General features: G+C 55.9%; 17 protein-coding genes and 1 pseudogene. 8 read left to right on the top strand and 10 right to left on the bottom strand.

Going from position 1 to position 19,445, the window contains the following annotated elements:
- Positions 1-131 precede the first annotated feature (131 nt).
- Positions 132-611: a TlpA disulfide reductase family protein gene (locus CK910_RS19550; protein ID WP_098984410.1), complete on the bottom strand. Its 480-nt coding sequence runs from the start codon at positions 609-611 to the stop codon at positions 132-134.
- 60 nt (positions 612-671) lie between these two features.
- Between CK910_RS19550 and arsC the strand changes: the two genes are divergently transcribed.
- From arsC to CK910_RS19535, 3 genes are all read left to right on the top strand, one after another.
- Positions 672-1,022, top strand: a complete 351-nt coding sequence (gene arsC, locus CK910_RS19545; RefSeq protein ID WP_098984409.1) for an arsenate reductase (glutaredoxin) — start codon at positions 672-674, stop codon at positions 1,020-1,022.
- Positions 1,019-1,414, top strand: coding sequence for a DUF2069 domain-containing protein (locus CK910_RS19540; RefSeq protein ID WP_043136923.1), 396 nt, complete (start codon positions 1,019-1,021; stop codon positions 1,412-1,414). Before arsC ends, CK910_RS19540 begins: the two co-directional genes overlap by 4 nt.
- Before the next feature lie 292 nt (positions 1,415-1,706).
- On the top strand, positions 1,707-2,777 hold the full coding sequence (locus CK910_RS19535; RefSeq protein ID WP_098984408.1) for a linear amide C-N hydrolase: 1,071 nt from the start codon (positions 1,707-1,709) through the stop codon (positions 2,775-2,777).
- 36 nt (positions 2,778-2,813) lie between these two features.
- Here the strand turns inward: CK910_RS19535 and CK910_RS19530 are convergent, their stop codons facing one another.
- A complete protein-coding gene (locus CK910_RS19530) occupies positions 2,814-3,434 on the bottom strand; it encodes an acyl carrier protein phosphodiesterase (protein ID WP_098984407.1) in 621 nt (206 codons plus the stop codon).
- Positions 3,435-3,616: 182 nt separating this feature from the next.
- Between CK910_RS19530 and iadA the strand changes: the two genes are divergently transcribed.
- On the top strand, positions 3,617-4,747 hold the full coding sequence (gene iadA / locus CK910_RS19525; RefSeq protein WP_098984406.1) for a beta-aspartyl-peptidase: 1,131 nt from the start codon (positions 3,617-3,619) through the stop codon (positions 4,745-4,747).
- A 92-nt stretch (positions 4,748-4,839) separates the two neighbouring features.
- On the opposite strand, the gene CK910_RS19520 is transcribed toward iadA, so the two are convergent.
- Positions 4,840-5,742, bottom strand: coding sequence for a lysine exporter LysO family protein (locus CK910_RS19520; RefSeq protein ID WP_098984405.1), 903 nt, complete (start codon positions 5,740-5,742; stop codon positions 4,840-4,842).
- Positions 5,743-6,285: 543 nt separating this feature from the next.
- On the opposite strand from CK910_RS19520, the gene CK910_RS19515 reads away from it, so the two are divergent.
- The 4 genes from CK910_RS19515 to CK910_RS19500 all read left to right on the top strand — a co-directional run bounded on the left by CK910_RS19515 (position 6,286) and on the right by CK910_RS19500 (position 9,536).
- Positions 6,286-7,056 carry an ABC transporter ATP-binding protein gene (locus CK910_RS19515; protein WP_043136913.1) on the top strand — a complete coding sequence of 257 codons (771 nt, stop codon included), beginning with the start codon at positions 6,286-6,288 and terminating at the stop codon, positions 7,054-7,056.
- A gap of 65 nt (positions 7,057-7,121) precedes the next feature.
- Complete coding sequence (locus CK910_RS19510) at positions 7,122-7,895, top strand: ABC transporter substrate-binding protein (RefSeq protein WP_043136911.1); 774 nt, start codon at positions 7,122-7,124, stop codon at positions 7,893-7,895.
- Positions 7,896-8,099: 204 nt separating this feature from the next.
- Complete coding sequence (locus CK910_RS19505) at positions 8,100-8,840, top strand: ABC transporter permease (protein ID WP_098984404.1); 741 nt, start codon at positions 8,100-8,102, stop codon at positions 8,838-8,840.
- 3 nt (positions 8,841-8,843) lie between these two features.
- Entirely contained in the window at positions 8,844-9,536 is a 693-nt protein-coding gene (locus CK910_RS19500; RefSeq protein WP_042641721.1) for an ABC transporter permease, read from the top strand.
- Positions 9,537-9,585: 49 nt separating this feature from the next.
- Here the strand turns inward: CK910_RS19500 and CK910_RS19495 are convergent, their stop codons facing one another.
- The 7 genes and pseudogenes from CK910_RS19495 to CK910_RS19470 all read right to left on the bottom strand — a co-directional run bounded on the left by CK910_RS19495 (position 9,586) and on the right by CK910_RS19470 (position 19,402).
- Positions 9,586-10,899 carry a capsule biosynthesis protein gene (locus tag CK910_RS19495; protein ID WP_098984403.1) on the bottom strand — a complete coding sequence of 438 codons (1,314 nt, stop codon included), beginning with the start codon at positions 10,897-10,899 and terminating at the stop codon, positions 9,586-9,588.
- Between the two features lie 7 nt (positions 10,900-10,906).
- Complete coding sequence (locus CK910_RS19490; protein WP_098984402.1) at positions 10,907-12,994, bottom strand: capsular polysaccharide biosynthesis protein; 2,088 nt, start codon at positions 12,992-12,994, stop codon at positions 10,907-10,909.
- A 106-nt stretch (positions 12,995-13,100) separates the two neighbouring features.
- Positions 13,101-13,865, bottom strand: a complete 765-nt coding sequence (locus CK910_RS19485; protein ID WP_098984401.1) for a glycosyltransferase family A protein — start codon at positions 13,863-13,865, stop codon at positions 13,101-13,103.
- Positions 13,862-14,929, bottom strand: a complete 1,068-nt coding sequence (locus tag CK910_RS19480; protein WP_253852748.1) for a galactosyltransferase-related protein — start codon at positions 14,927-14,929, stop codon at positions 13,862-13,864. The genes CK910_RS19485 and CK910_RS19480 overlap by 4 nt, the downstream gene beginning before the upstream one ends.
- Positions 14,930-14,942: 13 nt before the next feature.
- Positions 14,943-15,813: pseudogene (gene galU / locus CK910_RS19475) on the bottom strand (UTP--glucose-1-phosphate uridylyltransferase GalU).
- Positions 15,814-15,832: 19 nt separating this feature from the next.
- Entirely contained in the window at positions 15,833-16,639 is an 807-nt protein-coding gene (locus CK910_RS23900; protein WP_157774653.1) for a hypothetical protein, read from the bottom strand.
- Positions 16,640-19,402: a glycosyltransferase family protein gene (locus tag CK910_RS19470; protein WP_098984400.1), complete on the bottom strand. Its 2,763-nt coding sequence runs from the start codon at positions 19,400-19,402 to the stop codon at positions 16,640-16,642.
- Positions 19,403-19,445 lie beyond the last annotated feature (43 nt).

Here is a 19,445-nt window from a genome sequence, read left to right as displayed (position 1 = left end):
CGGGGTGTGCCAGCAATGGGACACCCCGTTTCCTTTCCCATCGTTGGCCTATGCCGTCGTGCAGGTCAATCCCGTCGTCGTGTGTGGGTGTGATGGGCCCCTTACTTGCCAAGGAGAGGGGAGGGATCACTCTAGCGAACCGCCGCAGCCTGCGCCTTGAGGGCGGCAATCTGCTGCGCATCGAGTTCGCCGACGATCGTCTGTTGCAGCTTGCCCTCTGCATCGAGCAGATAACTGGTGGGCAGCCCGGTGGGGTGGGGGAAAGGCAGGCTTGCCGTGTCATGGGCGATCAACAGCGGCAGGCTGACCCGGTAGCGGCTCGCCAGTGCCGCCAGCTCGGCCGGGGTGGCCGGATCATAGTGGATGGCCACCACGGCGAGGGAGCCCTCCTGTGCCAGCGCCTCCAGCAGCGGCAACTCTCGCAGGCAGGGGGCGCACCAGGGGGCGAAGTAGTTGACCAAGAGCGGCTTGCCGGCAAACTGGGCCAGTGCCACCGGCTGGCCCTGGCCGTTGGTGAATTCGGGCGCCGGGGTGCAGGCGCTCAGCAGACCGGCCACAATCAGCCAACAAATTCGTTTCAATTCCTTTCCAGTGCCGCTTACCCTGACCATCAGTTTCCCCTACAATAGTGCCGTTTCTTGTCCCATCTTGCGATCAATCAGGGAGTTACCATGAGCGAGACCCAAATTTACCACAATCCGCGCTGCTCAAAGAGCCGTGAAACCCTGGCCCTGCTGGAGCAGCACGGGATCGCCCCTGATGTGGTGCTCTATCTGGAGCAGGCGCCGAGCGAGGCGCAAATCCGCACCCTGCTGAGCCAGCTCGGCTTCACCGATCCGCGCCAGCTGATGCGCACCAAGGAAGATCTCTACAAGGAGCTGGGGCTGGGCGAGGTGAGCGGCGACGCCCTTATTCGCGCCATGCATCAGCACCCCAAGCTCATCGAGCGCCCCATCGTCATCAAGGATGGTCAGGCCCGCATCGGCCGTCCGCCCGAGCAGGTGCTGGAGATCCTCAAGTGAGCACCCGCTTCGCCCGTCTGCTGACCCTGGTCGGCTTCTTTGGCCTGCTGGGCTGGGTCATCCTCTGGCATCTGTGGCTCTCGCCCCACCCTGAGCTCAACCCCTGGCTGCTGCCGGTGATCTGGACTGTGCCGCTGCTGTTCCCGCTCAAGGGAATAGTGCAGGGCAACCCCTACACCCACGCCTGGGGCAACTTCGTGCTGATGCCCTATTTCCTGCACGCCCTGACCCTGATCACTACGGACGAGGGAGAGCGTTGGCTGGCGGTGGTGGAGCTGGTGTTCACCATACTCGCCTTCGTCGGCACCATCTATTACGCCCGCCTGCGTGGCCGTGAGCTGGGGCTCAGCATCCGCAAGAAGAAAGGTGAGCCGTCACAGCAAGAGAAATGAGGCCTGCGTCAGCGCGCCTCTATCTGCAAACCGGACCCTGGGTCCGGTTTTTTTATGGATGTGCAGCCTGGCATGACGTGACCGGGGTTGACGTGACAGCGGCTGGGCCAAAAGCCTGCTGGCAACGCAGATGCCAGGTGTATCTCGCTGATCTTGCTGTAACTATGTCGACATGATCACATCTTGGCCGCAACGAGGTGGGAGCGTGGCGGGCGGCTGACTATCCTCATTAAGCTCCCATACAGCGGTAGCCGTTAGCCTGTCGTTTTCACCAGCCTGAGTGATGCATCCTATGAAACGTCAATCCAGCCCCCTGTTCCAGAAAACCCTGTTGGCATTGACCATGGCCCTGTCGGTCAGCTCGCTGGCCGATGCCTGCACCCGCGCCGTTTATCAGGGCGACGGCGGTCTGGTGGTGACCGGCCGCACCATGGACTGGCGCGCCGCCATGCCGACCAACCTCTGGGCCTTGCCGCGTGGCATCGATCGGAGCGGGGCGGCCGGTCCGCACTCCATGAAGTGGAACGCGCGCTATGGCTCCCTGGTCGCCGCAGGTTTTGACGCGGGTACCGCCGATGGCATGAACGAAAAGGGGCTGGTGGCCAATTTGCTCTATCTGACCGAGTCCGAGTATGTGACTCCGAGCGACAAGGATCCGCGCAAGACGCTCTCCATCTCCCTCTGGGCCCAGTATGTGCTGGACAATTTTGCCACCGTCACCGAGGCGGTCGCCGCCTTGTCGAAGGACGAGTTCTATGTGGTGACCACTCTGACGCCGGATGGCAAGCCGGGCCAGCTGCACCTCTCCATCTCGGATGCCAGCGGTGACTCGGCCATTTTCCAGTACGTGGATGGCAAGTTGCAGATCCATCACGACCGCAGCTATCAGGTGATGACCAACTCCCCCGTTTTCGACAAGCAGCTGGCACTCAACGAGTACTGGGAGGAGATAGGCGGGCTCACCATGCTGCCGGGCACCAACCGTTCGGCGGATCGTTTCGCCCGGGCCTCTTTTTATATCAAGACCCTGCCCAAGACGGATCAGGCCAATGAAGCCGTTGCCGGTGTGATGAGCGTGATGCGCAACGTCTCGGTGCCCATGGGGATCAGTACACAGGATCAACCCAACATCTCCACCACTCTTTGGCGCAGCGTGTCGGATCAACAGCATCGCCGCTACTTCTTCGAGCTGACTCATTTGCCCAACACCTTCTGGGTGAGCATGGATCAGCTGGATCTGAGTGCGGGCGCCCCGGTCAAGAAACTCCCGCTGACTGAGCGTCAACTCTATGCGGGCGAAACGGCGGACAAGTTTGTGCCGGCCAAGGCGTTCACCTTCCTGCCTGCCACGCCAGGGGCCTGATGAAGAGTTGGTAGAAGGCCCCTCACGGGGTCTTTTTTATGGCCGCACGCCGGCGTGGCCGCCTGTCTCGCGATAGTGGGCGAGCTGCTGCTCGCTAAAGCGCATCAACTGGGGATAAAAGCGCAGAAATCCCTGCTCGCCACTGTGCCAGCTGGCGTCGTCCAGGGTGGCGAGGGCATCGCCCAGCAAGATGGGGCGGCGCAACCGGTGACCTATGCCGTTGAGGGCATGGCCCAGCCCCTCCCTGTGGCGATAGGAGGCGATCCAGTTCTGCTCCGCCATCCGCGTGAGCGCAACGGGCAAGCCATCCGGCAGGCGCCGATGATCCGCCAGCAGCTGCCCATAACTCTGCTGCAGAAAGCGGGGCAGGGGGTCTTCGCCAAATTGTGGCCAGTGCAGGCTGAGCCAATGGTCGTAGAGCATGTCCACCAGGATGCCGCCGAAGCGGCGCCAGGGCGCCTCGAAGCAGGCCACCGCCGCTCTGTGCTCGGGGTGGGCATCGGTGAAGGCATCGATTCTGCGGTGCAGCCAGATCCCCTCATCGAAGGCGGGACCGAGCGTGCTTGGCAAAGGGCCCTTGACGAAATCCCCCAGCAGGTTGCCGGTGAGGGAGCTTCGGGTATGGGAGGCCAGATGCAGGTGAGCCAGATAGTTCATGACGGTGGATGTTGACCAGCAAGCGGGAATTGCTGGTGAGCCTAGCCGATCCCCTCTCCCTTGCCTATGCCGAACATGGCACACTGGCCAGCAGGCACTGCCGTTACCGAGAGGCCAATGGTGGGTAAATAGCGATTTCTCTCTTTTCCCCGCAGGGGGATAGCTTGCAAGGAGTAGCCATTATGTTGACCCTGATCGAGGGCGCCGAGATCTTCAGTCCCACCCACCTCGGCCAGCAGGATCTGCTGGTGGCCGATGGCCGCATTGCCTGGATTGGCAAGGGGTTGACGGCCCCCGCAGATTGGCCGTTGACGCGGGTCGATGGTCGCGGTCGCTACCTGGTGCCCGGATTGGTGGATCCGCTGGCCCATATCACCGGGGGCGGCGGCGAGGGGGGCTTTGCCTTTCGCACGCCCGAACTCGCCGCGAGCGAGGCCCTCAAGGCGGGGGTGACCACCCTGGTGGCGGCGCTCGGCACCGACAGCCTGACCCGCAGCCCGGCCCAGGTGCTCGGCAAGGTGCGCGAGTTTCGCGCCGCCGGGGTGAGCGCCTTCATGTATACCGGCTCCTACCATCTGCCCGTCAAGACACTCACCGGCACTATGGAGTCCGACATCATGCTCATTCCCGAAGTGCTGGGGGTGGGGGAGCTGGCCATCAGCGATCACAGATCCAGCGCCCCCACCCACGACGAGCTGGCCCGGCTGGTGAGCGAGGCGCGGGTGGCCGGGCTGCTCTCGGGCAAGAGCGGCGTCAGCTTCTTCCATCTGGGGGATGGGCGCGGGGCGCTGGCACCGCTGCGGGCCCTGCGCGATGAGACCGACATTCCGCTGCGCCAGCTCTATCCGACCCACTGCAACCGCAACCCCTGGCTGTTTGCCGAGGCGATCGCCTGGGGCAAGGCGGGAGGCTGGGTCGATCTCACCACTTCCAGCTTCCCCGATCTGGTGGAGGATGGTGAACGGCTGGCCGCCGATGGATTGATCGAGTTGCTGGCCGCCGGCGTGCCTGCCGATCGCATCACGTTCAGCTCAGATGCCAACGCCAGCCTGCCGCGCTTTGATGGCGAGGGGCGCCTTATCGAGATGCGCTGCGGCCAGATTGCCAGCCTGTGGCAGGAGTGCGTGCGCGCCTGCCAGCTCGGGGTGTCGCTCGAGGTGGCGCTGGCGGTGGTAAGTACCCATTCGGCACGAGCGCTGGGATTGGCTGCAAAGGGGTGGATCGCAGTGGGGCAGGATGCGGATCTGCTGCTGATCCATCCCCACTCTTTCGCCATCGAGCGGGTAATGAGCGGCGGTCAGTGGCGCGGATAAACGGCGGATAGCGCGAGAGTACGACATATCCAGATGAAAGAAGCCCGACAGCAATGTCGGGCTTCTTTGATTCTGCAGGCGGCAGGTGTGGCCTAGATCGCCAGAAAGCCGAGGATCAGGATGGGGCCGAGCAGGCTCAGGATAAAGCCGGAGACGATGGCCACCGGCACCATCTGGATGCCGCCGGATTTCTGAATGACCGGCAGGGTGAAGTCCAGTGCGGTGGCGCCGCCGTAGCCGATGGCGGCGGAGGGGTGGCGACGCATCAGCATCGGAATGATGAGGATGGCGATGAGCTCGCGGCCCAGATCGTTGATGAAGGCGGCGGAGCCGAGCACGGGTCCCAGTTTGTCGGCCACCAGTATGCCGGACAGCGAATACCAGCCGAAGCTGGAGCTGAGCGCCAGGGCGTGGCTCAGCGGCATGCCCAGCAGCTGGGCCGCCACCACGCTGCCCAGCCAGCTGCTGATGATGACGGTGAAGGCGATCTTCATGCCCCAGGGGTTGAGCAGGATCTGACGCAACCGCATGCCGGAGTTGCGCATCTGCACCCCGATGAGCAACAGCAGCAGCATCAGGGCCCACTCGCTCAGCTTGTCGATGGGCAGGGCTTGCAGATCGACCAGCAGCCCCAGCAGCACGCCCCCCAGCACCACGAAGCAGAGCTGGAGGGACTCCCACAGCAGGTGCAGCTTGCTCGGCATCTTGGCGTCGCTGGCCTCGTGGGTCGGCGGGCTGCGCTTGTCCAGCCACCAGAGCGCCAGCAGGTTGCACAGGGTAATGGCGGCCAGCATGACACCGGCCACCTTGAAGATCACCGCCAGATTGCTGCCGAGGTTTTCCACATAGGCCAGTCCCAGCCCCATCAGAAACAGGATGAGGTAGACCATCTTGCCGAGGGACTGATTGACCAGCTTGATGAGCCGGGCGGAGGAGAGGGGGATCAGATAGCCGACGCCTAACGGCAGCAGGATCAGCAATACATTGAGCAACATCGGGGCCTCGATCACAAAAACTGATAAAAATGACACATTATCACTACTTATTGGCTCTGTGTCACATTTCTGTGAGTTTGGATGGCTCATCCGGGGCTTTTTATCAGGTTGTTATGTTTTTGGTGCAAGCAGCTGCACTCATTTGGCTCAAAGGCCCACCTTGGTGCGGCAAGCGTGCCGCCATAAAATCACGCTCATCGCCGATTTTTCAACAAGATGCAAACATCGATGGGGTGAATAAAGTCGCTTTCGCCATCTTGCTGTCATGATGTCGGAATTTTCTTGCCACCCTTGCGATCAGGGTATAAAAAGGCGGTGTCGCTCGACGGGTCCAAACCGAGTTTTATGCAGACAAAGTGCTGAAAAATACCAGTGAGACCAATAAAAATACAGACAAAACACCAAAGACCTCTGTTCTGTATTGTTTTTTAACTATTCGAGTGATATTTTCGCTGAAGGTTGCCATCGGTTAACTTTTTGTTAAATTCATGATGGTGTGAGTCACGCCCCAGCGGCGTCTAGGGACAGACAAGGTTGTAATGGATGAGTGACGTTGCCGCACTGGAAGTTCGTGAACTGCACAAGTATTTCGGCACCCACGAAGTGCTCAAGGGCATCGATATGACAGCCCGCAAGGGGGATGTCATCTCCCTGATCGGCTCCTCCGGCTCGGGGAAGTCGACCTTTCTTCGTTGTATCAATCTGCTGGAAACACCCTCTTCCGGCACAGTTTCACTCCATGGCGAGCTTATTCGCATGAAATCCAACCGGGCCGGTGAGCGGCTGCCGGAGGACATGCGTCAGGTGGAGCGTATTCGCAGCCGGCTGGCCATGGTGTTTCAAAGTTTCAACCTCTGGTCGCACATGACCATAATGCAGAACATCATAGAGGTGCCTATCCAGGTGCTGAAAGTCCCCCGCGCCGAGGCCATCGCCAAGGCGGAACACCTGCTCAACCGGGTGGGTCTGTGGGAGCGGCGCGACTACTATCCCGGTCACCTCTCCGGCGGCCAGCAGCAGCGGGCCGCCATCGCCAGGGCACTGGCGGTGGAGCCCGAGGTGATGCTGTTTGACGAACCCACCTCGGCGCTGGATCCCGAGCTGGTGGGGGAGGTGCTCGGTCTGATGCGCGAGCTGGCCGAAGAGGGACGTACCATGCTGGTGGTGACCCACGAGATGTCGTTTGCCCGTGATGTGTCGAACAAGGTAATGTTTCTGCATCAGGGGCGCGTGGAAGAGGAGGGCAATCCCAAGGAGATCTTCGCCCATCCCAAGTCGGAACGGTTCAAGCAATTCATCTCCTCCATCTATTGATGGGCGGGATCTGTTTTCAACAAGCTGCAACTTCAACAGTCGACGATTTTATCAAGGAGAGATACATGAACAAGCTGATGCTGGCGACTGCCATAGTCACTGCCCTGTCTTCCGGCAGCCTGATGGCCAAGGAGTGGAAAGAGGTGCGGATCGGGGTCGAAGGTGCTTACCCTCCCTTCTCCTGGACCGAGCCCAGTGGCGAGGTGAAAGGCTTCGACATCGACATCGCCAACGCTCTGTGCGAAGAGATGAAGGTGAAGTGTACCTTGGTCAAGCAAGACTGGGACGGCATCATTCCGGCGCTGCTGTCGCGCAAATATGACGCCATCATAGCCACCATGGACATCACCGAAGAGCGCAAGAAGAAGGTGGACTTCACCCAGAAGTACCAGCACATTCCGGCCCGCTTCGCCGCCAAGAAGGGCACAGAGGTCAAGCTCGACAAGGCCTTCATGGACGGTAAAACCGTGGCGGTGCAACGCGCCACCTCCATGGATACCTACATCACGGACAACTTCCCGAACGCCACCATCAAGCGTTACGGCACCGCGGATGAAGCCTATCTCGATCTGAAATCCGGTCGGGTTGACTATGTGATGGCCGACTCCGCCGCCATCAGCGACGGTCTGCTGAAGAAGGAAGGGGGCGATGCCTACGAGTTCGTCGGCCCGAAACTGACCGATCCCAAGTGGTTTGGCGAGGGTGCCGGCATAGCGGTACGCAAGGCTGACAAGGATCTGAAAGAGAAATTCAACGCCGCCATCCTGGCGCTGCGCGCCAACGGCAAGTACAAGGCAATCAACGACAAGTACTTCGACTTCGACGTCTACGGCGAGTAACCCCCAGGCGCGCTACACCGAGTAGCAGCCGAAGGGATTGCGGCGAATCATCACGACAGGTTGACCCTCGTCTGTAGTCATCGGGCCCGTTGTCTCTCGCAAGGGAGCGATGGGCCCGCTTAGTTGCAATGGAGCTGCATGTGTTTGGTTTGAAAGGATATTGGGACGGGCTGGCCCGCTCAATGCGTTGCAATGGAGCCGCATATGTTTGATTTGAAAGGATACGAAGCCTCCCTGCTGGAGGGTGCCTGGATCACCCTGGAGGTGGCGCTGGCCTCGCTGCTGCTGGCGTTGCTGCTGGGCATGCTGGGGGCACTCGCCAAGCTCTCCCCCTACAAGTGGGCACGTGGCATCGCCACTGCCTACACCACCGTCATTCGTGGCATTCCCGATCTGGTGCTGATGATGCTGCTGTTCTTCGGCGGCCAGGTGCTGATCAACAACCTCTGCAGCTGGATCAACGAGAGCTACAACAACTACCTGTTGGCGAGCGATCCGAACCAGGAGTGGGTCTCCCTGCTGCCTGACTACATCGACATCAGTCCGTTTGCGGCCGGGGTGGCCACCATAGGCTTCATCTTCGGCGCCTACATGACAGAGACCTTCCGCGGCGCCATTCTGGCGGTGGACAAGGGGGAGCTGGAAGCGGCTCGCGCCTTTGGCATGCGGGCGACCCAGGTGTTTGTGCGGATCCTCTTCCCCCAGATGATGCGCCACGCCCTGCCGGGTTTTGGCAACAACTGGCTGGTGCTGCTGAAAACCACGGCGCTGGTCTCCATCATCGGGCTCGATGACATGGTGCGCAAAGCATCCCTGGCTGCGGGGTCGACCCAGCAGCCCTTCACCTTCTACATGGCGGTGGCCCTGATCTTCCTGATCTTCACTGCGGTCTCCACCTCGGCACTGAAATGGGCCGAGCGTCACTACGCGATAAAGACGAGGTAAGCCATGGATTTCTCAATCATTCTCAAAGAGTGGCCCACCTACTGGGAGGGGCTCTACACCACAGTGCTGCTGGTGGCGGCCTCTCTGGTGCTCGGTCTGGCCCTGGCGGTGCCCATGGGGATACTGCGCAATAGCCGCAACTGGCTGATCAAGGGGCCGATCTGGGCCTACATCTACTTCTTCCGTGGCACCCCGCTCTTGGTGCAACTGTTCATCATCTACTACGGCGCCGCCCAGTGGGAGTGGCTGAAGAACAGCGCCGCCTGGGAGCTGTTCGCCCAGGCCTGGTTCTGCGCCTTGCTGGCATTCACCCTCAATACCGGCGCCTACACCGCCGAGATAGTGCGTGGCGCCGTGCTCAACATGCCCAAGGGGCAGATTGAAGCGGCCAACGCCTTTGGCATGACCCGCTGGCAGACCCTGACCCGCATCATATTGCCCAACTCGTTTCGCCGTGCGCTGCCTGCCTACAGCAACGAGGTGATCTTCATGCTGCAGGGCTCGGCGGTGGCCGGCATCATCACCATAGTCGACCTGACAGGTGCGGCGCGGATCATCAACTCCCGCTACTACAGCCCGTTCGAGGCGTTTTTGACCGCAGGCCTGCTCTACATGCTGCTGACCTTCGTCATCGTCTGGCTGTTCAAGAAGTGGGAAGCCCGCTGGCACGCCCACCTGCGACCCCGCACCGTGTAATCCCCATAAAAAAAGCCCGCAATCGCGGGCTTTTTTGTCTCTATGTTGCTTACAAGGTGGCGATGGGGGTCAGCATCTCTTCGGCCATGAAACCCAGGGCGCTGAGCGCGCCGATGGCGCCTATGACGCTGGACGGCGCCAGTGCCTGCTTGCCCTGTTTGACGGGCAGGGCCTGCTCGCTGTGTTGATGGATCTTCTGCACCACTGCCATGGCGCTCAGTTCCAGGTGGCGGTAGAAGCTGGCATTGAGCTGGGTCAGATGGAGCAGGGACTGGCGCATGCGCTCGAAGGTCTCGCTGCAAACCGGGCTCTGCTTGTGCCAGAACTTAGCCAGGGTGCCACGGGTGGTGAGACCCGCCAGATCATACAGGGCCCGTCCCATGCAGAAGGTCGGCACATCGTGCAGCAGGGCGGAGAGGCCAACCGTGCTGTTGATGGTGATGACCCCCTTGAGCAGTGGATAGAGGGTGGGCAGGGGCAATTCGTAGCCATAAAACACCCGTCCCTCCAAGCCAAGCAGCGTCACCAGCCGGTTTATCTGGGACTGGTAGCTGACATAACCCCGGTCCATGGGGTGGTGCTTGAACAGCAACACATCTTCGCTGCGGGCATGCTCGGCAAAGGAGTTCATCACCTGGGCGACCATCTCCTCCACTCCGCTCAAGTCAGAGTGCTCTCTTATCTGAAAATCCTCGGTGACCTGCAAGGGCACGAAGAAGATATGGCCCTTGTGCTGGGGCAGCGCCTTGAGCAGCGAGCGATCCGACCATCTGTACCACCACTTGACCAGGCCGCCCGCCACCCAGCCTCTGGCTTCCTGATACAGGCTCCAGGGTCTGTGGTTGACGAAGTGCGGATAACGCCAGCGCAGCAAATTCTTGCTGATGTGGTAGCGGCTGGCATACCAGGCGCGGCGGGCAAAGGTCTTGCCCACCTGCAACGGCGCTTCATAGGGGGCGGGCCATGTCATCTCGGCCAGCTGGTCACGTTTGGCATAGAGCGGGCTGAAGGCATTGACGCCTCCCTGTTCCAGGGTCACATAGTCTGGGCGCAGATACCCCTCTTCCATGGCCCAGACGGCAATCTTCTTCAGCTTGCAGATGCGAATCGCCTGCAGGTGGTAATAGCGGCAATCGCCGTAGCAGATGAGGCTGTCGATACCATTTCGCTTGATAAAGCGGCGAAAAAAGGTGTTCCAGGTCTCAGGCTTGCCGGTGAAGCGTTCGTTATGGCCTGCGCAGGGCCAGCACTCATCGCCGCCATTGAAATGGATCTTGTAAACCTCGTGGCCTGCCTCACTCAGGGTCTGGCTCAGGGTCTGAAAGAAGGGGCCGAGCGGTCCTTGCAACAACAAAATCTTCATGGTCGGCTTATCTCATGAACTGGGGGAGGGAGGGGCGCTGCAACAGCGTCTGTGCCAGGTAACTCAGCTTGATCTGCCAACGTTGCCACAGGCTCGACTTCTGGGTCGATGAGTGCCCTTGCTCTGCCAGCTGGCGGATCAACTGCTCCGGACTTATCCAGAGCCCTGTCTGCCAATCGATGTAGAGTGGATAGGCGACCAGCGTCAGGTAAACCAGCGCCGCCAATGGCAGGTTGCGCTGGCGCCGGGCCGGAGGATGGGCATCTGTCGTCAGTCCCCAGCCGCTGTAGAAGGGCTGGCCCCAGGTCGTGACCTTGACCCCCTGCACCAGGGCTTCGAAGCCGCTCAGCGAGGTCATGGTATGCAGCTCGCCCACGTGGGGGTAAAGACTGGTCAACCCTATGTCCAGCACCTGACTGTCGACACACTCTGCCATGCACGCGGCAGAGATGGCACCAGCCCGATTGCCGGCCACCACATCCGGGTGAGGCTTGAACAGGATATGCGCCTCTGGCTTGGCGGCGCGCACGGCCCACAGCAGCTGTTCATTGCTGCGAATGGTCGGGCTGCCGGTCAGGATGGAGGCATCCCCATCCACCTGGCCCACCACCAGCACCAGCGGGCGGCCATCGGCAGGGGGCGTGTAGTGCTGTGGCGTGCCCACGTTGTACTTGCTGACCCTGTGCTGCAGGAGCAGTTCAATCAGGGCGGCGCCCCGATTGACGTCGACTTCCGTCAGTTGCTGATAGTTGAGCAACTGTTCGAGCCCGCTTGGCATGCGGCTGTCGAAATAGATCCCGACCGGATCGATGGAGAGGGAAGAAGGACGACAGAGGTTGGAACCGAGCCCCCGGGATCGGATAAAGCCATCTTCCACCCGGATGGCCGAGGTAAGGTCCGGGTGGCGGCTGCCCCAGACCAGCACCTGCTCATCACCGGTCAGGCGTTTGGGCGGTCTGCGCACAAAGCGCAGTTCATCGGCCAGGTGGTGGCAGAACGCCTGCATGAAGGCGCGCTTCCACAGGGAGAAACCGACCAGATAGAGCCTGCGCCAACGAGGGGCGGGCTTTTGCTGGCGCGCTATGATGGCCAGCACCTCCTCCACCTCACAGCGCTGACCCAGAACCGGATCCAGATAGCGCGGATAGAGGATGAGCGCCGCTGCGACCAGCTGAGCCAGCGAGATATGGGTGCCACGTCGTTCGCACTGCTTGCTATCAAAGGTCAGGCCCCAGCCAGCGTAGAACGGCATGCCGAAGCAATATACCGGCTTGCCGAGCAGCAGGGCCTCAAAGCCGAGCTGGGAAGAGACGGTATAGACAGCCTCCACCCGGCTGAGCAGGGCATGGGGATGGCAGTGATCGGCAACCACTTCCACATCATCCAGCTGCAGTCGGGCCAGCACGCCGCTCTTCTTGCCAAAGCGGGTGTCTGGGTGAGTGCGCAGCAGCAGACGGGCATTGGGGTGATTGCGACGCGCCGCCTCGATCATGGCCACAAAATCGGCTTCACTGGCCAGGGCCCCCGGAATGGAGAGATCGCCGGCCACCTGATCCACCAGCAGCACCCTGGGTCTGGCATCTTGCAGCATGCGCTGGGCCAGCGCCGCTGGCAAACCACCATGCTCACCTCGCGCAGAGAGCCGGGCTGAGGTATCGCAAGCGGGATCGGCAGGGCGAGTGGCATAGCAGTTGTATTTGGTCACCCCGAGGCGCACCAGTGCACCCATGAGTCGCTGTGCCCGCTCAAGCAGGGCGTCATCCACAGGAGTGGCAATCAGCTGTTCAAGCTGGCTGGGCTGGCGCGCATCGTAATAGATGCCGACGGGATCGGCGATAAGCGAAACCGCCTTGCCGCCCCTGGCGGGATGACCGATATAACCGATAAAGCCATCTTCCAGTTGCCAATAGGGCAGGCCCAATGCCTGCGCCTGTTGTTTAATCTGACGGGTATTGGCCTTCTGGCCCCAACCCACCAGGGCATCGCCGGGTTGAGGAGTGGCATCAGGAGTGAGACGTGCCAATGGCTGGCCCAGACAGGCGCTGATCTGCGCGCTGCGGGCCAGTATGCCGCCAGATTGTGTCCATAGAGTCATGCAAGTTGCTCAGAGTAAAAGAAGTTTAGTAAGGCGGGCCAGATAAGCTGTACTAGTAGAACCTCTATTATATATAACTACTTAAACTCAATGTTTTGGGAGGAAGTTAGTTTTCGAAGTTTTTCTCGTAACGCTTTAGTAAGGCTTCATTTTTACACTCTAGACGATCGACAAAAGATTCCATTGCATTTAATCCCACCCTCTCGGTTGTATCATTAGAACCATGATTGACAATGTAGCAGACTACAGGTGTCTGCATGGCCATGACACTTCGACCGAAAGTAAGGGAAGATTCTGGGTATTTCGTATGATCTTTAAGAGAAAATAAGAACGTTGCTGTTTCATCGTCGTTGTTAACATCTTCCCCACTAAGTCTAGAGATAAAACAGGTTCCACAGCCTTTATAAAAAACCTTCTCCTTGCCATCAAGATACCCTACTTTTCCTCTGTTTGAATCTAGAATAAAGCCGGTATGAAATGCAATGTCATGAATGTCTGGGTTTCTTGAAAACGCAGATGAAATTACGTTAAAAAAATCTTTTGCTAGAATATCATCCGCATCAATAAACATAAATAGATCGTCAGCTTGAGCCAACTCTAATATTTTACGACGAGCGACGTTCTTCTTCGATGTTTTATCTGCCATGTATCCATTTTTATCTGTTGGAACAGGGTGCCAAACTTTCACGAAGCTGACGCGGTCATCGAACTCAGTTAAAGGGAAATCTGGCTTGTCATGACAGGCTACAACAACCTTATAGTCCCCACCAGTTAAAGATATAGATTGTAGAGTTTTATATAGTAGTTTGCATACATCATCCCAGTTATTCGAGGTTTGTTTTGCTCTTAATGGAATTGCGTAATAAATCATTTTTTACCTTTAATAAAGTCTTTGAAAAATTTTTTGGGATTGAGATAAAGCTTGCGCAGTTTTCGCCACAGGGGGCGTTTGGGGCCTATGCCATCCTGCCAGCGCAGCAGCCCCGGATAGTCACGGACGGGATACCCCGCCTCTTCCTGCAAACGGATCATCCACTCCCGAAATTCCGGCAGTTCTCCATTGAGGTCATTGCAGGGCACCACGGGCCCTTTCAGGGGGGCCCGTTCCGTCTCGGTGCGGGCAAGCATCTGTTCCAGCAACTGGTCGTTGCCCGCCCGGCGCTTGTGATAGGGGTGAGTCAGGGGGCGCGGGTGCCACTGATGCACCAGAAAGCGGCCGGCAAACAGATGGGGCAGGGCATAGTAACTGAAATAACGGCGAAAGCCCTGATAATCCCCCGGATGCTGCGCCTTGATATTCAGGCCATAATCATCGGGCCTTGGCCCTATGGGATAATGGCGGGTGAGCCGGTCAATCAGTTCCAGATCCTCACCACCATGGCCGACAAACTGTTCGTCAAAGCCCCCCAGTTGCAAAAACCACTCGCGATTGAGCAGCAAACAACTGCTGGCCAGGGCAATCCCTTCCACCCTGTGATTCTCACCGCGCAGAAAGGATTCCAGACAGCCTTGAAAATCCCCGTCAAACCGTTCCGTCTCTTCCTTGGTCAGATAGAGGCAGGGGTACATTTCAAACGCAGCCAAGCCGTATTGACTGCATGTCTGGCTACGTTCGGATAGTTGCTCAACCAGTTCAGGGGGACAGAGCAGATCTGCATCAATAAGAAAGAGCGTTTTTGTCGTGCTGCACTTGCTCGCCTGGTCACGGGCAATCCCGGGAGAGTAGACTGGAAATGGTTGCACATCTTCGATCAAATGAGCGCTCACCCTGTCCGATAGAAATTGTTTCCGATTGGTGGGGATCAGAATATCCAGCTCTGGTTTGATAGAAAGAGACTGGAGGCACGCCTCCAGTCTCTTTCTCGCTGCGTCCAGACTTCCCCGACCGCTTTGTTGAAAGTGAAACGGGGTGATAACACTGAGATCGCGCGACATATTTTCCCTAGATTTAGCCAATCAGCTCTTCAAGGTAAGTACGCAGCGTTGATGAAAGCTCAGGATGGCGTAGGCCATACTCGATATTTGCTTTCATGTGACCAAGCTTGCTACCGCAGTCGTAACGAATACCATCAAATTGATAGGCCAGCACGTCCTGCTCTTTCAGCAGATCGGCGATCGCATCAGTCAGCTGGATCTCGCTACCTGCGCCACGCTGAGTGTTTTCAAGCAGTTCGAAAATCCGGGGTTGCAGCACATAACGACCGACGATCGACAGGTTGGATGGGGCTTCTTCCCGAGGGGGTTTTTCGACCACGCCATTCAGTTTGTAGAGACGTTCACTCAATGTGATGGGATCAATCACCCCGTATTGGCTGACTTTCTCCATCGGTACTGCCTCTACGGCAACCACTGAACTCTTGCCCTCACTTGAAAGCGCGATCATGGTTTCCAGACAGGGAGTCTGTTCACAGTAAATCATGTCATCGGCCAGCAACACGGCAAAGGGCTCATTACCCACAATCTGCTTGGCACACAGGACGGCATGACCCAAACCTCCTAGGGGCTTCGGTCTGGCGAACATAGAAGCAGTTCACGCCCGCGGGAATGATATTTTTGACTGCATCCAGCAAGGCTTTTTTACCGGCTTGTTCGAGCTTGTACTCCAGCTCGAAATTGCTGTCGAAATGATCCTCAATGGCGCGTTTGGTCCAGGAGGTCACAAAGATAAGATCTGTGATACCGGCAGCAATGGCCTCTTCAACCGCATATTGAATCAACGGCTTGTCTACAACTGGCAGCATTTCCTTTGGGCATGCCTTGGTAGCAGGTAGAAAACGAGTGCCCATACCTGCTACTGGAAAAACGGCTTTTTTAATCATGAAAATGACCTATATATAATTATAAGCTTTTGGCTAATGACAAATAACGTAAAGTGATATCTTTTCCACATGGCCCATGCCCCTCTGATGCATTCCTATAAAAAAAGGTGATTAGAGGGTTCTTAATTAAGTTAGTATTCTTATATTGGCTTTGGATCCAATTTAATAGTGGGAGGCAATGCCGTTCATAATGAAAAACATCATCAAGATTCTGCATTAATATTATAGCTGGAACTTTCGATACTGATTTAAATAAATTAATGGCGCTGTACTTAAGTGGGTATTTTTCTCGATACTCTGCAACGCTCATATCATTATATATAGTCTTTAGAACACAATTAACTTTAGGTTCATAAAATAATGTCCAATCTGTTTGTGGGTTATTTACAACCACGACTGGATTGTTGAAGTATGGTGACAGCATGAGGGATGAGAAACCACCAGCTGATGAACCATACAAAATAGGCTTGTCTATGTCAAAATTCATTTTAAGGGCTATTGTTTTCAATAGCTCTGAAAAGCGATAGAAATAGTTTACATCTGTAGAATGCTGAAACCAGCCGATACTTAGCTCATTATTAAATACCGTTGGGTCATCTACTATTATAACATTCCCTTCAATTTCATCCACCCAGCTGATTCTTTGAAAATTTGGCTGTGTTTTTGTTTTATCTACAGCACCTTGCCCAAAAACAAATAACCTATTACTGTTTGTTTTTGAACGTTTTATGTAAATATTATGGGTTATAGATGCATCATTAAAAATATAATGCCCATCACCATTAAAAATAAAATCATTTATATTTTTAATTTCAATTTTATTCATTTAAATGCCTGACAGTTTTGTTGTAAGCCCACTTTCTATTGTTTTACAGTTCTTTAGATATTCTTCATCCTCAATTGTCCAGGTATGGGCACTGGTATTGGCATATCTCATTTGAATGAAATTATACTTATCGGATGAATAAATAATAAATCCACTTTCTTTACAATCTTTAAGGAAATTGGTGTCCTCACCACGATTTCGGCTATGAAATTTGACCTTTTCAAAGACCTGCTTGCGAATAACCAGAGTGCCACCTGAAATAAAATCAGAATAACGGTTGTCTTTACCTGGTTGCTTGATGGCCATGATGTTCTTGGACTCTACATAGCAGAAGTAAGAGTCTTTACCGACCACATCGGCGCCACTGAAGTTGAGCGCTAGCAGGGCATCTACCAGATAGTTGGCACCATAGATATCATCATCATCCATCTTGGCGATATAGTCGCCGCAAGCGTGTGAAACGCCGTGATTGAGGCAGTCGCCAAGGGTCAGATCCTGTGGAAGCTGGTGAACCTGAGCATTGGGTATATCTCTGATTTTTTCTTTCACTTCATCAATATTGAATTCATCGTTGTTCAATATGATCAGCAGCTCTTTATTGGGATGTGCCTGGCGCTGATAGTTATCTATCATCATGTCAATATTTTTGGGGCGGTTGGTACACATGATGGTAGATACTTTATCATCCTCGCCATTGCTGCGTGCGATGCCAACGGTATCGAGGATCTGAGCGAAGCGCTGCTGATATGAGTGATGCTGCAGGCAATGGCGTGCAGCCAGGTGTCCGAGACGCTCACGATCGAGGTCAGATTCCAGCAACTGCTGTACTACTTTCTTTGCGTCCTCTTTATCATGAACAACATGAACATGCTCGCCGAGCATCGCCTTCATCCCATCCGAATGGGTGGAAATTACAGGTGTACCGCAGGCCAGAATTTCAAAAACCCGGCGAGAGAACATGGTCGGTGAATCTTGCACCGTATTGATGTTCAGGAACAATTTGTATTGACGGTAAGCCGTGACCATCTGGTCATAGCTCAGCGAGCCGACAATAAAGGGCTGGTATTTGGCTGGGAATATACGGGACTCCCTGTGCTTGGTTGCGTGCAACATGCGATCGTAGACATGCAGTTCCCGGTGCATGGCGCCATCCAGCACGATTTCGGTCTGTATCCGACGGGTATCATGGCCATTGTTATACCAGCTACCGGCAAAACAGATTTCATAAGTCGGCAATTTCTTGCGCTTGTCACGAATTGGGTTATGAATGGCAGGTTGGGCGGCAAAGGCAAGAGGATAAACTCTATCGTGACCTACACGGCTCTTGTATTTGTCGACAATGGCTCCGTCTGTGGTAAAAATATAATCACAATCGGCGGCGACATCGATAAATACATCGTAGTTTGTCGGATCTTCCTTGTTCCAGAATACCACTGGGATATTCTTCGACTGGCAATACTTGATGGCATCGCGTAGCGGATCACCCAGATTCTTCTTGTAGCTGGCCATGGTATAGGTCCATTCGCCATCATTGCCATTCCAGGCAGACTCGACAAAGAAGAGAACCGGGTTGGCCGCATCAATTTCCTCTTTCCAGTTTTTCTTGGTTAGCGGAATGAAGTTCGCCTCATAACGGAAACACTCATAAGTGAACTTGTCACTGATAGACACGACATTGATGCTTTGGTTTCGCAGTCTGGCTCTCGGCTCAAACCCGGGCCAGGTGACTTCTTCATTGGGACGAGCCTCATTGAAGATACCAACTTGCTCCAGCAAACTCTGCTTGATGGCGTTATCCATCGGAGGCTGTTCAAATTTTCCTTTACGTTTCGCCGCTCGAATTTTGATCAGTTTTTGTGGTAGTGACAGCAGCCCAGCCAGTTTGTTTCGTTTGGCTTCCGCCAGCGTTTTGCCAAGACGATAGTAGAGCGACTTCTCCATCTGTTGCTTTTCATAGAGAGCAACGGCTAGCTTGTCTTTTAACGACTCCAGATTGGTCTTTTGTACAAGAGGGGAATCAGGTAAAGCGTGAATGCGTTTTTCAAACGCAGTGGTCAATGCCTTGGCCTTGAGCTCAAAAATGCGGGCAATCTCTTCTTCGCTCTGGCAACTTTCCAGCTTGATGGCATTAACCGGCAGCATCTCTTCTGCGATGATTTTCAGGGGTTTTATATTAAGAGTGCCTTGCCCCATGAGGCGCAAAGCAATGCTGAAATAACGGGCATCAGGCGCTGTTTCAAATTCTATCTTGTTCAGTCCGTTATAGACCTTCTGAAATTTATGGGCAATGCGCTTCTTTTCGTCATATTGAATGAAGAACATGGCACAATCTGGGCGTTGCTCACCGAATTGGGCATCAAGATGGACGCAATATTTATGGCTGCCGTTGATGCGCCAGGCACCTTTATTCAGTGGCAGACCGTTGATATCCATGCTGCCGGTCTGCAGATAAAAGCAGTCTCCATCAACCAGGGCAAGCTCCAGAGAGATACTACCGCTAGCGTCTACAGTGATCGTCTTGTTGCGGTCATTGTCTGCTGGCAGCATCCAGGCATCAGCAGTTTCAATATTGCTGATGTTGCCAAAAGTGAGCAGGGGGTAAGACTGTTCTACCCATTCAATCTTGTCGGTCTTCCTGGCCAACTGTCGATATAGGTGATCGAGGTGCTCGTCATAGATGGAGAAAACAGTATTGAGATGATTCTCTTGCTGACGTGGCGGCTGATTTTTTCGGGCGTTTTTTTTAGCGAGTCGGGTCGACATATCAGAGTTCTTTTTTTTTCACACGGTGGCCGAGTTAATCCCG

The sequence above is a fragment of the Aeromonas sp. CA23 genome (assembly GCF_002587065.1).
Classification (GTDB): domain Bacteria; phylum Pseudomonadota; class Gammaproteobacteria; order Enterobacterales; family Aeromonadaceae; genus Aeromonas; species Aeromonas bestiarum.
The sequence above is the reverse complement of the archived record's forward strand: the minus strand, read 5'-3'. Positions and strand labels throughout refer to the sequence as shown.

Excerpts from the sequence above, each read along its gene's own strand:
- CK910_RS19550 (WP_098984410.1), bottom strand. The coding sequence starts at position 611 with ATGGTCAGGGTAAGCGGCACTGGAAAGGAATTGAAACGAATTTGTTGG.
- arsC (WP_098984409.1), top strand. The coding sequence starts at position 672 with ATGAGCGAGACCCAAATTTACCACAATCCGCGCTGCTCAAAGAGCCGT.
- CK910_RS19535 (WP_098984408.1), top strand. The coding sequence starts at position 1,707 with ATGAAACGTCAATCCAGCCCCCTGTTCCAGAAAACCCTGTTGGCATTG.
- CK910_RS19530 (WP_098984407.1), bottom strand. The coding sequence starts at position 3,434 with ATGAACTATCTGGCTCACCTGCATCTGGCCTCCCATACCCGAAGCTCC.
- iadA (WP_098984406.1), top strand. The coding sequence starts at position 3,617 with ATGTTGACCCTGATCGAGGGCGCCGAGATCTTCAGTCCCACCCACCTC.
- CK910_RS19520 (WP_098984405.1), bottom strand. The coding sequence starts at position 5,742 with ATGTTGCTCAATGTATTGCTGATCCTGCTGCCGTTAGGCGTCGGCTAT.
- CK910_RS19515 (WP_043136913.1), top strand. The coding sequence starts at position 6,286 with ATGAGTGACGTTGCCGCACTGGAAGTTCGTGAACTGCACAAGTATTTC.
- CK910_RS19510 (WP_043136911.1), top strand. The coding sequence starts at position 7,122 with ATGAACAAGCTGATGCTGGCGACTGCCATAGTCACTGCCCTGTCTTCC.
- CK910_RS19505 (WP_098984404.1), top strand. The coding sequence starts at position 8,100 with ATGTTTGATTTGAAAGGATACGAAGCCTCCCTGCTGGAGGGTGCCTGG.
- CK910_RS19500 (WP_042641721.1), top strand. The coding sequence starts at position 8,844 with ATGGATTTCTCAATCATTCTCAAAGAGTGGCCCACCTACTGGGAGGGG.
- CK910_RS19495 (WP_098984403.1), bottom strand. The coding sequence starts at position 10,899 with ATGAAGATTTTGTTGTTGCAAGGACCGCTCGGCCCCTTCTTTCAGACC.
- CK910_RS19490 (WP_098984402.1), bottom strand. The coding sequence starts at position 12,994 with ATGACTCTATGGACACAATCTGGCGGCATACTGGCCCGCAGCGCGCAG.
- CK910_RS19485 (WP_098984401.1), bottom strand. The coding sequence starts at position 13,865 with ATGATTTATTACGCAATTCCATTAAGAGCAAAACAAACCTCGAATAAC.
- CK910_RS19480 (WP_253852748.1), bottom strand. The coding sequence starts at position 14,929 with ATGTCGCGCGATCTCAGTGTTATCACCCCGTTTCACTTTCAACAAAGC.
- CK910_RS23900 (WP_157774653.1), bottom strand. The coding sequence starts at position 16,639 with ATGAATAAAATTGAAATTAAAAATATAAATGATTTTATTTTTAATGGT.
- CK910_RS19470 (WP_098984400.1), bottom strand. The coding sequence starts at position 19,402 with ATGTCGACCCGACTCGCTAAAAAAAACGCCCGAAAAAATCAGCCGCCA.